11 protein-coding genes are annotated in these 12,693 nt (G+C 67.6%); 3 read left to right on the forward strand and 8 right to left on the reverse strand.

The genetic code is table 11. From position 1 onward, the window contains the following. The first annotated feature begins 95 nt into the window (after positions 1-95). From K6T25_RS06660 to K6T25_RS06670, 3 genes are all read left to right on the forward strand, one after another. Complete coding sequence (locus K6T25_RS06660; RefSeq protein WP_222917899.1) at positions 96-392, forward strand: DUF7990 family protein; 297 nt, start codon at positions 96-98, stop codon at positions 390-392. Next, entirely contained in the window at positions 392-1,393 is a 1,002-nt protein-coding gene (locus tag K6T25_RS06665) for an ArsA family ATPase (protein ID WP_222917478.1), read from the forward strand. Before K6T25_RS06660 ends, K6T25_RS06665 begins: the two co-directional genes overlap by 1 nt. 234 nt (positions 1,394-1,627) lie before the next feature. Continuing rightward, complete coding sequence (locus tag K6T25_RS06670; RefSeq protein ID WP_222917480.1) at positions 1,628-3,511, forward strand: carbon starvation CstA family protein; 1,884 nt, start codon at positions 1,628-1,630, stop codon at positions 3,509-3,511. Between the two features lie 348 nt (positions 3,512-3,859). Here the strand turns inward: K6T25_RS06670 and flaJ are convergent, their stop codons facing one another. The 8 genes from flaJ to K6T25_RS06710 all read right to left on the reverse strand — a co-directional run bounded on the left by flaJ (position 3,860) and on the right by K6T25_RS06710 (position 12,693). Then, positions 3,860-5,608, reverse strand: coding sequence for an archaellar assembly protein FlaJ (gene flaJ, locus K6T25_RS06675; RefSeq protein ID WP_222917482.1), 1,749 nt, complete (start codon positions 5,606-5,608; stop codon positions 3,860-3,862). A 9-nt stretch (positions 5,609-5,617) separates the two neighbouring features. After that, positions 5,618-7,285: a type II/IV secretion system ATPase subunit gene (locus K6T25_RS06680; protein ID WP_222917484.1), complete on the reverse strand. Its 1,668-nt coding sequence runs from the start codon at positions 7,283-7,285 to the stop codon at positions 5,618-5,620. A gap of 263 nt (positions 7,286-7,548) precedes the next feature. After that, positions 7,549-8,307, reverse strand: a complete 759-nt coding sequence (gene arlH, locus K6T25_RS06685; RefSeq protein ID WP_222917486.1) for an archaellum protein ArlH — start codon at positions 8,305-8,307, stop codon at positions 7,549-7,551. A 27-nt stretch (positions 8,308-8,334) separates the two neighbouring features. After that, the gene (gene arlG / locus K6T25_RS06690; protein ID WP_222917488.1) at positions 8,335-8,787 is read right to left on the reverse strand and encodes an archaellum stator protein ArlG; all 453 of its coding nucleotides are present in this window, start codon (positions 8,785-8,787) and stop codon (positions 8,335-8,337) included. A gap of 1 nt (position 8,788) precedes the next feature. Next, positions 8,789-9,235: an archaellum stator protein ArlF gene (arlF, locus tag K6T25_RS06695; protein ID WP_222917490.1), complete on the reverse strand. Its 447-nt coding sequence runs from the start codon at positions 9,233-9,235 to the stop codon at positions 8,789-8,791. Beyond that, entirely contained in the window at positions 9,219-10,796 is a 1,578-nt protein-coding gene (locus K6T25_RS06700) for a FlaD/FlaE family flagellar protein (RefSeq protein WP_222917491.1), read from the reverse strand. The genes arlF and K6T25_RS06700 overlap by 17 nt, the downstream gene beginning before the upstream one ends. 150 nt (positions 10,797-10,946) lie before the next feature. Then, entirely contained in the window at positions 10,947-11,486 is a 540-nt protein-coding gene (locus K6T25_RS06705) for a chemotaxis protein CheD (protein WP_222917492.1), read from the reverse strand. A 7-nt stretch (positions 11,487-11,493) separates the two neighbouring features. Then, positions 11,494-12,693 carry a chemotaxis protein CheC gene (locus tag K6T25_RS06710; protein ID WP_222917493.1) on the reverse strand — a complete coding sequence of 400 codons (1,200 nt, stop codon included), beginning with the start codon at positions 12,691-12,693 and terminating at the stop codon, positions 11,494-11,496.

Below are 12,693 nucleotides of genomic sequence, written 5' to 3' on the forward strand. Positions count from 1 at the left end.
CCGACGCGACCGCGACAGCCTTATCCACGATACCGTCACACACACGACCAATGACCGACGACACGGCCGTCGGGGGCGACGGCGACGACGACGAGGTGACGCTGTCCGACCGGATCGACCGATTCCTCGCGGTGGTGCGCGAGTGGGGTGCCGGCCTCTATCACGGACTGATCTCCCACCCCGCGTTCGAGAAGGTCGAGCAGGAGGCCGAGGACCTGGAGGACTCGTTCATGTTGGCGTGTTTCCCCGACGCGTTCGGCATCCCCTCGCCCGTCTCCTACTACACCGCCGAGCTGCTCCCGTACCTCGAATCGGAGTTCGAGGCGTGGGAGCGGCGGATGTGGAACCGCGGGTCGATGCTCGAACGCAAGGGCCAGCAGTACCACTTCTGATGGCGACCCACACGCGGCCGACGGAGAAGTTCGTGTTCTTCGGCGGCAAGGGCGGCGTCGGGAAGACGACCATGTCCGCGGCGTACGCCGTCAAGTGTGCCGACGCGGGCCTCGACACGCTCGTCGTGTCGACGGACCCCGCACACTCGACGTCGGACGTGTTCGACCAGCGATTCGGCGACGACCCCGAGGCGGTCGACGGACGGGAGGGACTGTGGGCGATGGAGATCGACCCCGACGAGGAGGTCGAACACCACCTCATGGAGACGAAGCGGGCGCTGGGCGATCAGGTGAGCGCCGCGATGGTCAACGAGATCGACCGCCAGATCGAGATGGCTCACCAGACGCCCGGCGCGTACGAGGCGGCGCTGTTCGACCGCTTCGTCGACGTGATGCAGTCGAGCGAGGCGTTCGACCGCGTCGTCTTCGACACCTCCCCCACCGGGGGAACGCTGCGCCTGCTCGGGCTCCCCGACTTCCTGGAGGGGTGGATCGACCGCCTGCTCCGCAAGCGAGAGAAGTCCATCGACCTGTTCGAGAAGGCCGCCATCGGGAGGAACGAGCCCCGACGCGTGGCGGAGGGGGACCCAATCCTCGCGCGCCTCCAAGAGCGCAAGGAGTTCTTCGAGTACGCCGGCCGGATGCTGCGGGAGCACGCCGCGTTCTTCCTCGTCGTCAACCCCGACGAACTGTCGGTCCGCGAGACCCGTCGGGCCGCCGACGGCCTCGCCGACCGCGGTCTCTCCGTCCGGGGACTGGCGGTGAACCGCCTCACGCCCGAACCCGACGACGACGAGAACGGCCGCGGGGCCCGCTACCTCCGCGACCGTGTCGCCACCGAGCGCGCGCACCTCCGGACGCTCCGCGAGGAGTTCGACCAGCCCGTCGTCGCCGAGATCGAGACCCGCGTCGAGGAGGTTCGGGGGGACTTCCTCTCGGAGGTGGCCGCGGAGTTGGACATCGACACCGCGGTCGCCGCCGACCCACCGAGCCGCTCCTAGCCGATACCGGTCGTCACCGACGGGCGCAGCGCGCGCGAGCGTCCGCCGGTGACGACGGAGCGGCCACAAAGTACTCAAGTGACATTGATCAGCAAATATTGCCCGTTGATCCGAGAAATCAACCCGTCTGTCACCGCAAGGACCTGTGCTTCCGGTCTCTCCTCCGCGGGATCCGGCGTCGAAGCTTAATGTTTTTATAGAAAGTACACACACGCCTGCGACGAGGTAACACACATGGTGGCTGTAATGTGGCTGGTGCTCGCGGTACTCGTGCTGTTCAGCGCGGGGTACCTCGGCTACTCCCGATACCTGGCGAGGTTCGTGGAGCTGGACGGGGACCGCGAGACGCCGGCGCACAAATACGAGGACGGACAGGAGTACGTGCCGTCGAAGAAACCCGTACTCCTCGGGCATCACTATTCGAGCATCGCGGGCGGGGCGCCCATCGTCGGCCCCATCACGGCCGGCGTGGTGTGGGGCTGGGTGCCGGCGCTGCTGTGGATCGCCATCGGCAACCCGCTGATGGGGTCGGTCCACGACTTCGTCTCGCTGTCGTCGTCGCTTCGCCACGAGGGGAAGTCGATCGGCTACATCATCGGCGAGTACGTCGGCGACCGCGGCAAGAACATGCTGCTGTGGTTCGCGTTCCTCACGATCATCCTGGTGGTGGCGGTGTTCGCGCTCGTCGTCGCGCTGGTGTTCGACGCGTTCCCGAGCGCGGCGACCGCGTCGTTCCTGTACATCGCGCTCGCGCTGGTGTTCGGGGTCTACCTGTACCAGCTCGACGGACCGTTCATCCCGGGGACCGTCGGCTTCGTCGCCGGCGTGTTCGCCAGCGTCTGGGTCGGTATCCAGTACCCGATCGCGCTGACCGCGGGCGCGTTCGTCGGCGAGGGGGAGACCGTCGCGACCGCGACGAACGCCGCGGGCAACAGCTTCATCGTCCTGTTCGGCGAGGGGCTCGGCTTCCTGCCGACGGTCATCAACGCGAACATCTCGGCGTGGATCCCGGTAGTGCTGGTGTACGCGTTCATCGCGTCCGTGCTCCCCGTCTGGATGCTGCTCCAGCCGCGCGACTACCTGTCGTCGTTCCTGCTGTACTCGGGGGTCGGCGGCGCGCTGCTGGCGATCATCGTCGGGACCGTGCTCGGCACGGCGAACCAGGCGCTCGTCATCGACTCGAGCATCCCGGCGTTCCGCGGGTTCATGGGCGGCTCCTACGGCCTCCCGCTGTTCCCGCTGCTGTTCGTGACGATCGCCTGCGGCACCATCTCCGGGTTCCACTCGCTGGTGTCGTCGGGGACGACCGCGAAACAGCTCGACAAGGAAACCGACGCGCGTGCCATCGGCTACGGCGGCATGCTCGGCGAGGGGCTGCTCGCGACGGTCGCGCTCGCGACGGTGTCGATCGCCGGCATCACCGTCAGCGGCGGCGGCATCGGGCAGGCGCTCCCGAACTTCGCCACCGGCGGCGGCATCATCCTCACGTCGTTCGGCATCCCGGCGGCGTACGGCGCCCCGTTCATGGCGCTCGTGCTGGTGAGCTTCCTGCTCACGTCGACGGACACCGCCGTCCGGCTGGGTCGGTACATGATGGACGAGATCGTCGGCACGCCGGAGACGAGCGTCGAGGAGACCGCCTCGAACCGCTACGTCTCCGCGAGCATCCAGGTGTTCGGCGGCTACGTGCTCGTCGCCTCGGGGACGTGGTCGAGCCTCTGGCCGCTGTTCGGCGGCGCCAACCAGCTGCTCGCGGCGCTGGCGCTGCTCACCGCGACGGTGTGGCTCGCCAACTGGGACGAATCCAAGCAGCTCATCTCGACGGGCGTCCCGATGGCGATCATGACCGGGGTGACGGTGACCGCGCTGCTGTATCTGGCGCTGTACCAGAACTTCTACCAGAAGTTCGTCCAGGGCAACTGGGGGCTCGCGGAGGGCGAGACCCTCACGTTCGCCATGCAGGCGTCCGTCGCCGTCCAGATCGTCATCGCGCTGGTGTTGGTGTACCTCGCGCTCGCGCTCGCGAAGATGGGGTACGAGAACATCCAGGAGGCGCGCGAGACGCCCGACGGCGCGGTCGCCACGGACGGCGGCCGGGAGTCCCACGGCGACTCCTGAGCGTCCCGGAGCTCGGTTCCGGGGCGCGGCCACGCCGACACGGCCGACCGACGCGCACGAATCGTTCGACGACCGACTCCCCGTTTCCCGTTTTTCCACCGGCCAGCGGCGGCGTCGCGGGCTGCACGGTCGGACCCCGAGCGTCGACGCAGTGTCCGACCGCCGCGGGCGGGTCCGCGGGTCGGTCGACCTCGTCGGCCCCGGCGGACCACGCGACGACGGCCGCACCTCGTCGCCGTCGTGTCCGACCGTCGCGGTCGCGAGCCGGTAGTCGGTTCCGTCGGTCGTCGGTTCACACGCCGGGGGGCGGTCTCGGTTCCGGGGAGCGTGACCGTCGGGGCGGCCGCCTCAGATCGTGAGGATAGAGCTGACGAGATATTTGGTGAAGATGGCCACGCCCGATCCGAGCCACGTCATGAGCACGAAGTGGAGGTACGCGTTCGCCTTGTTGCCGCCGTCGATGGTTCGGATCATCACCGACGAGAGCACGGCGTTGAACAGGATGACGAGCAGGAGCAGGAACTCGATGAGCGCGATGTCGTACACCCCCGCGTAGATGATCTTGCCGACGCCGCCGGCGTTGGTGATGTCGAACTGCTGGGAGAGGTCGGCGAGGATGTTCACGACCTGGAGTCCGATGAAGAACGCGAACGCGGAGGCGGACGTGATCCCGTACAACAGCCCGATCATCGTCATCGTCGCCTGCCGGCGCTGCTCGCGCAGTTGCATGACCGTGTTCATGTTTTGGGAGATGAGCTCCCCCAGCAGCTTCGGCCGACCGCCCATCGAGCGGCCCTCGAGGTACATGTCGGAGAACTTCTGGATGAGGTACGATCGCGTGTCGGTCGCGAAGGTGTACCACGCCTGTTCGGAGCTGATCCGGATGTTGAGCCGGCGGTACAGGCGGACGATCGCGGGCGTGAGCGCGCCGAAGTCCTTCTCGTGGAGCGTCGCGAGCACGTCGCCGGTCGTCGACTGCTTGGCCGACTCGGCGGCGCCGAGCGCACGGATGAACGAGGGGAACTCCCCGTCCCGCTCCTCGATGTTTCGCTCCTCGAACCGGAGCATCACCCCGGTGATCGCCATCGGCGTGATCGGGACGCAGATGTACAGCGCGAGCGGGATGTCCTCGAGGAAAAAGAGGAGACCGCGCAGGCCCGGGCCGACGTTGAACAGTCCCGCGCCGACGTAGGCGATGAGCGCGATCGTGCCGAAGACGCCGACCGCGAAGCTGGCCCACAGCCGGAAGTCCGAGGGCGCCCCCTCCTCGGAGTGGAACCAGACGGGGTCGTGCGGAGCCATCGCCCGGATGACGACGTAGAAGCCGAGCTGCACCAGCATGAACAGGACGATGACCGCCGAGACGGTGAGCGTCGGGTTGTCGCCGGTGAGGATGGGGAGCACGATGGCGAACACCAGCGCGAACGTCATCGAGAGGATCATCGACATGTAGAGGTCCTTCATGACCTCCAGGTTCGCCAGCGCGCCCTCGTACACCGTGATGTAGTTCTGAATGACCGCGTCCTGCTCGGACAACAGGAACTCGTCGAGCGTCTGGCCGGCGCCGATGGTGTAGCCGAGCCGGTCGAAGAAGTCGGAGAACACGTCCGAGGGGACCTCCTTCGCCCGGCGACGCAGCGCGTCGTCGAGCGACTGGTTCCACGTGTCGACGAGGTGGACGACCCGCCCGAGCTCGTCGGCGGCGGCGCCGTACTCCTCCTCGCTCGCGAGCGTCCGGAACACCTCCATCCGGTCGATGTTCGTCGTCGACAGCACCGTCATGTGCGTCATCACGAGGTGGAGCTGGTTCTCGATGGCCACCTGTCGCCCGTTGAGGTACAGCTTCGGGTAGAACACCGCCGCGACGAACACTAAGATCCCGAGCGCCGGGATCGGAAGGCGAACCGTCACCGGCAGCGGCAGCAGGAACGCGCCGACGATCGTGAGCAGGAAGAACGCCGCTGAGGGAGCCAGAATGTAGCCGAGGTACTTCCGCTTGGACATGTCCAGCGCGTCGTACGACGCCACCAGATCGGCGGCAAGCTCCGACGCTGAGTCGGGGAAGAAGTCGGACGCGGACGCGCTGTTCGTGCTCATGTGCGGCGCTCAGGTCGTGCGGTGCATATCGAAGGGAAGCCCGTCGACGCCGTCGCGCTGGAAGGAGGTGATCGCCTCGTTCACCTCGTGGTAGCCGAGGATGCCCTCCTGGATCATCCGCTCGATGAGCTCCGCGCGGAAGCTCAGGTCGTCGTAGATGTCGCGGGTGTCGGCGTAGCCCAGCAGCGTCGCGATCTGCTCTTCGAGCACGTAGGAGTTGTTGCGTCCGCGGAAGACGATCTCGTCTTCCACGGGGTCCCAGTCGAACACCTGGCGGGTGACGACGCCGTCCATCTCCTTGGAGTACCCCTCGATCTCCTGCACGGAGGTGACCCGGCGGAGCACGTCGTCGCCCTGCTTGACGCGGTTCTGGAACAGCGCCACGTCGGCCACGTCCATGAACGTCTCCGGGACGTTGATCGGCTCGGACGTGAACCGCTGGATCATCGAGACGATGTCGGAGGCGTGGAACGTCAGCATGACCGGGTGGCCCGTCTGGGCCGCCTGGAACGCCATTCGACCCTCCGCGCCGCGGACCTCCCCCACGATGATGTAGTCGGGACGCGAGCGGAGCGCGGCCGCGACGAGGTCGAACATGTCCACGTCGTTCGAGTCGCCGCCGTCGCCCTCCCTCGTGAGGAGCTGCTGCCAGGTGCTGTGGGGCGGGACGACCTCGGCGGTGTCCTCCGCGGTGTAGATCTTCGAGTCGCGGGGGATGTAGCTGAGGATGGCGTTGAGCGTCGTCGTCTTCCCGGACGCGGTCTCACCGACGACGAAGACGGTCTGCTCGTTCTCCAGACACAGCCAGAGGTACGCCGCGAGCTCGGGGCTGAGCGTTCCCCACTTCGTGATCTGGTTGATCGAGAGGGGCGTCTCCTCGCCCTGACGGATGGTGAGCGAGGAGCCCTTGATCGACACGTCGTCGGAGTAGATGATGTTGATACGCGACCCGTCCGGCAGCGTCGAGTCGATGATGGGGTTGGAGTCGGAGACGGGGTCGCCCATCCGCTCGCCCATGTTGCGCAGCCAGTTGTCGAACTCCGTGGGCGTGCCGAAGTCGACGGTCGTCTCCATCATGCCGAAGACCCCGTGGTCGACGTGGCACTCCTTCGGGCCGATGACGTGGATGTCCTCGTTCTCGGGGTCGCGCATGACCGGCTCCAGCGGGCCGAAGCCGACGATGTCGCGGTTGAGCCGGTAGCGGATGTTGTCGTACGTCTGTTTGGACACCTCGACGCGCCCGAAGTTCTTGATCGACGAGAGCACGTTGCGCCGTCCCTGTTCCTCGGTGACGGCGGTGACGTCCTCCAGCAGCTCCTCGATGAGGTCGTCGTACCCCGACTCGCCCTCCGGCGCCGGCTTGTGGCCGCTCTGGCGCAGGAGCTTCGATTTCACCGTGTCGAGCACCTCCTCTTCGGCGCCCGACAGCGTCGGCTCGACGGTGTAGTACTTCGTGTCCTGCCCGAAGTCGCCGTACACGTGACAGAAGATGGGGCCGCCGACCGGGTACAGCACGTTCGGGCGGCGGGTCTCGTGGTCGCCCTCGATCTCGTCGACGAACATCGGGAACTCCCCGGTGATCTGCTTGAACTTCTGGAGGTGCTCACGCAGGTGCGGCCGCTTCATCGCCAGCTGTTTCAGCTCGCTCGAGGGGTTCGCCTGTCCTTGATCTGTCATTGGGGACACCTCCGTTCCGGCGACGACCGGCGATCGTCGTCGGACGTGACGGCACCGCGCCCCCGACTCCCGACGAGGGTGCTGCTCATTACGACGATACACCCGCGAACGAGTCTTAAACCCTCCCCGCGAGCTATCACTGACGATAACACGCCGTGGCGTATGCGAACGCGCGGGAACGCGTCCACCGTGGTCGACGGTCGGTCAGACGAGGGGTCCTGACCGACAGCAGGTCGGCCAGCAGTCACCCGGGCGACGCTCCCTCAGGCGACGCTGCGCGACTCGATGACGATACCGGTGCCGGACCGAACGGAGAACCCGATCGAGTCGCCGACCTGGCTCCCCATCCCGGCGAAGCGCTTCACGGCGATGTTGCGTCGCACGTCGGACCCGACCTCGACCATCTGAAGCTCCAGGAAGACGTCGGCGATGGATCGGAACGGACCGATCGCGTCGTCGCCGACCGCCGAGGGGTCGACGGTGAGCACGATGACCTTGCCGTTGGAGATCATGTCGCGGAAGAACGAGATGATCTCGAGGGCGGCCTGCCGCTCGTCGTTGTTGCGGACGAGCGCCTCGAAGGTGGGGTCGTTGCGGAGGATCGAGTCGAACGTGTCGATGATGATCACGTCGGAGTTCCACATCGTCTCCGCCTGCATGAGGAGTTTGAGCAGCTCCTTCCGGTCGGCGTCGGTGTCGGAGAAGTTCCCGCCCGAATCGAAGTCGGCCGCGAGAAACAGGAGGTCCTCGTTGAGCAGCGGCTTCGTCACGTCGTACCGCAGCGAGTACATCTGGTCGATGAACCCGGAAACGGTCAGCTCCGTCGACAACAGCGTGACGGACGCCCCCTCGTCGACGAGGCCGTAGGCGAACCGTTGAGACAGCGCGGACTTTCCGGCGCCGTAATCGCCCTCCATGAGAACGATGGAGCCGCGCGGGATCCCCCCGCCGAGTTCCTTGTTCAGTTGGTCGCGCTCGGGCATCCCGATCGACAGCAGCGAGTTCTGTTGTGCTCGTGACATTGTAAGCGGTGGATACTGTGGTACGGATCAGGTTCTGAAGCGGAACACTTCCTCGTCGCCGCTGACGACCAGCTTCAGCCGGTGGTCGCCGGCGGGCAGGTCCGGCGCGGAGAACTCGAGGCGAACGACGTCACCCCGGTGCCAGGTGTCGCCCCCGCCGACGACGGAGACGTTCACTCCGGTCTGATACTCGCCGTCGAAGAGGACGTCGACCGTCCCCGGCTCCGCTGGGAGATCCGATGCACCCGTGTTACGGACGTGGATCGTGACGTTCTCGTTGCCCGAGCGGTTGTACACCTGCGCGCCGGCGTCGGAGACGATCTCGGCGTCGGCGCGGATCTCGCCGGCCACGTCCAGCGACTTCGCCGAGATGGCGTCGCTGACGCGGTCGACCTCGCTCGTCAGGGTGCCGGCGACCGACGCCGCGACGACGATGGCCGCGATGAACAGGATGAGTTCGGCGGCGCTCCCCCCCGCCATCTCAGTTCACCTCGACCACGTCGCTCGCGTCGCGGACCCCGTGGTCGACGACGACCTGCGTGCGGTTCGGCGCGCTCGCGAGGTCGACCTCGAAGCGCGCGGTCTCGCCCGGCAGCCACACGTCGGTGTCGACGTTGCCCTCGACGGCGACGGTCGTGTCCGCGGGCGCCGGGATCTCGTTGTCGACGAGCAGCGTCGCGTCGCCGACGTCGAGGCTCGTAGTGCCGTCGTTAGTGGCGTTCACGACGAGCGTCTCGGAGGTCGTGTTGTACGTCGCGTTCGTCACGGAGACGTCCGTGTTCGCCTGTGCGAGCGCGCGGTCGGCGGCGTCCTGGCGCGCGTCGCTCACCTGCTCGAAGCCGTTGGCCGCGGCGGGGTAGACGATGCCGACCGCGAGGAACACGCCGAGGAAGACGACGCCGGCGGAGGCGCTAACGCTGAAGCCCATTCATCCCCCCCGAGAGCTGCGGCCACCGGTCGATGACGACCGACTCGGCCGTGGCGTCGGTCAGCTGCATGATGTACTTGAGCGAGCGCGTGTGGTGGTCCAGATCGAGGTGGTCGGTCCCGGGACGGTCCATGAGGTTGCGATCGATGTCGCCGAAGCCCGAGAGGAACCCCTTGAGCTGGTCGGCGACCTCCTCGTCGATCCAGTCGACGCGCTCGTAGTAGTTGACCGCGCGCACCGCGTCGGTGGTGGTCGATTCCTCGACGAGGAACTCCAGCCACTCCATCACCATCAGATCGCCCACGTAATCGCCCGGGAGGCTCGTGAGGTACGGCTTGTCCGGTTCGTCGGAGAGGTCGTCCTCCTCGACGAACTCGAAGCCGCCGTCGTCGTCGACGCCGGCGCCCCGTCGACTCGGATCCGTCGGCCCCGCCGTCGACTGGGGCGTCGGATCGGGGTCGGGTTCTGGTTCGGGATCGGGGTCGGGTTCCGGCTCCGCCCCGCCGCCCATGCCGAGGTCGCCGGACTCGTCGTGGCCGTTGGACTCCGGCTCGGCGTCGAGCGCGTCGAGCGGGTCCTCGGCCTCGTCGGCCGCGGCTTCGGCCTCGGCCTCTGCGGCGTCCTCGTCCCAGTCGGCGTCGCCCGACTCGTACTCGTCTTTCAGTTCACTGAAACTCTTTCCGCCGCCGTTGTCGGTCCCCATAGTGTCTGAATCGGTGTCATCCGCGTCGTCGTCCCCGAAGCCGTCGAGGTCGTCGTCGAAGCTGTCCGCCTCGTCCATCCCGTCGAGGTCGTCGTCGAGGCCGTCCGCCTCGTCCATCCCGTCGAGGTCGTCGTCGAGGCCGTCCGCCTCGTCCATCCCGTCGAGGTCACCCAGTCCGTCGTCGGCTGAGTCCTCATCGAGGTCGTCCATCCCGTCGCCGGCGAGGTCCTCGTCGAAGAACCCCTCGGCGTCGGCGCTCGCGAGGTCCTCGTCGAGGTCCTCCTCGCTCTCCTCCTCGCCGCCGGTGTCGTCGAACAGTCCGAACCCACCTTCGCCGCCGAAGTCGCCGCCGCCACCGCCCTGCACGTCGTCGACGAAGGGGTTGATCCCCCGCGTGACCATCTCGTAGATGTCGAGCAGGCTGCGGACGTCCTCCCCCATGTCCTCGACTTTCCCGGAGATCTCCTCGTTCTCCGAGCGAACCGTGTTGACCGTCGAGGAGAGGCTCGCGACCTCGTTCTCGAGATCGTCGACGCGCTTCTCCAGCTCCGCGACCCCGTCGTCGCCGCCGCCGCCCTCGTCCCCGCCGAAGGGGTCGTCGTCGTCCCAGTCGTCCATGCCGCCGAGGTCGCCGAGGTCGTCGTCGTCGCCGCCGCCGCCGCCGTCGCCGCCGAAGGCGCCGTCGTCGCCGCCGAGCAGATCGTCGCCGTCGTCGTCGACGTCCCCGGGCCCGTCGTCGCCGTCGCGGAAGCGATCGAGCAGACTGGCTCCCAGGAGCCCCAACGAGACGAGGAGTGTCGCGTCGGCCCCCGGGATCCCGCCGACTCCTGCTCCCGATAGCGCGGTGAGGAGACCCATTACGCCAGAACACCCCCGAGCGAAACTTAAACCCATCCCGCAGATTATCGCACCCGATAACAGCGGTTCGGTGACTCCCTCGGCCGAGATCGGGGAGACCGCGCCCGGAGAACGTGACCGCGTGCCGATCGAACGTCGACCGCGAACTCTCTACAGTACGATCGTCTCGCCGCCGGCGTACGAGACGTGGAGCGCACCGGTGGCGGTGTCGAACCGAAGCGACCGTCCGCGGTCGCCGCCGGTGTCGGTTCCGTCGACGACGATACCGCGCTCGCTGAGCGCCGCCTCCGCTGCGGCGACGTTGCGGTTGCCGACCGAGCCGTCCGTTCCGTTGGCGTTGAACTCGATCATCTCGGCGGCGCCGGCGATCTTCGCGCGGACCCCGTCCGGGTCGGCCCCGGCGTCCGCCATCGCGTCGACCGTCGCGTCGATACCGTCGACCACGAACTTCTCGGGGGCCCCCGGGCGGCCGTCGGCGACGGGGAGCATCGCGTGTAAGAGTGCGCCGACGCCCGCGCTCGGATCGGAGAGCGCGACGCCGAGACACGAGCCGAGCCCGCTGGTGACGAGCACCGCACCGTCGTCGGCGACGACCGCATCGGAGAGTCCGACCTTCAGTCGCGGCGCGGACTCCTCGGACGCCGGCGCCGCCGACGGCGCGCCGGCGCTCGACGAGTTGGTCGGGCTCACGGTCGCCTCACCGGGGGAGCCCGCCGTCGGTCGCCGCCGGTTCGATACGGTCCAGCGCCGCCGCCAGCTCGCGTTGGTCGGGGAGGGCGTAGATGTCACACCGCACGTTGCCGTCCGGGGTTCGGACCGTCGAGTCGATGATGAACGCGTGGTCCTGCGTCCGCCCGAGCCGACCGACCAGCGGACTCATCACCGCCGAGCCCATGTCGTGGACGAACTGCGGCGGGGTGTGCTCGATGCTCGTGCCGAGCACGTTCGCCCAGCCGTCGATGAACCCCGAGGTCATAATGTTCCCCAGCTCCCGGAGCGCTCCCTTCTCCATGTCGCCGATCCCCGGCTCGGTCTCCGTGGGTATCATGCCGTCGGCGACCTCCTCGGCCGACGCCTCGTCGAAGAGAATGGCGAGGTAGCCGCTCGGGTCGCCGTGAAGTTCGAACACCGTGCCGGCGACAGTCTCCGTGCCCAACTCGGCGGGCACGTCCTGCACCGGGACGAATCGGAGTCGCGAGACGTCCACGTCGGTCTCGGTCCCGGTCATCATGGTGATGTTGTCGGCGGCGGAGGCGGCGCCCTGCTCGGTCATCCGGTTGAACGTGGGCAGCTTGTTCACCGGGACCGCGTCGCCCGCCTCGCCGACGGGGCCGTCGTGGCCGAGCATGTCGGTGAAGCCGGCGTACTCGGGCAACATGTAGATCGCGAACTCGAGGTCCTCGTCCATCGAAGAGATCTGGGACTCGAACATGAACACGCCCTGTCTGTCGGCGTCGAACGCGCCGTCCGGGAGGATGTCGATCCCCGACGCGCGGACGTACGCCGGCGGCGTCATGTCGATGCCGACGCCGAGGTGGTCGGCCCAGCCGTCGATGAACCCCGAGGTCATGATGTTGCCCGCCTCGGTGACGCCGCTTCTGACGAACTCGCCGTCGCCGCCGCCGGGCATGAGTCGCTCGACGAGACTCTCGGCCGCCTCCAGCTCGAACGCCAACACGGTCTGGCCGCTGATCCCGCCCTGTAGCCCGATCTCGACGCCCACGAACTCCCGGCCGGCGAACGACTCCCGCAGGTCGCCGGCGGCCATCAGCGTCACGTCGGTCACGTCGACGTACACGTTCGCGCCGGCGAGCTGTCCGAGCGCGTCCGCGGCCCGATCCGCTCCCTGACGCGCGAGATCGGAGAACTCCCCCAGCGACTGGATGTCGACGTACAT

The organism is Halobaculum rubrum, from assembly GCF_019880225.1.
GTDB lineage: Archaea > Halobacteriota > Halobacteria > Halobacteriales > Haloferacaceae > Halobaculum > Halobaculum rubrum.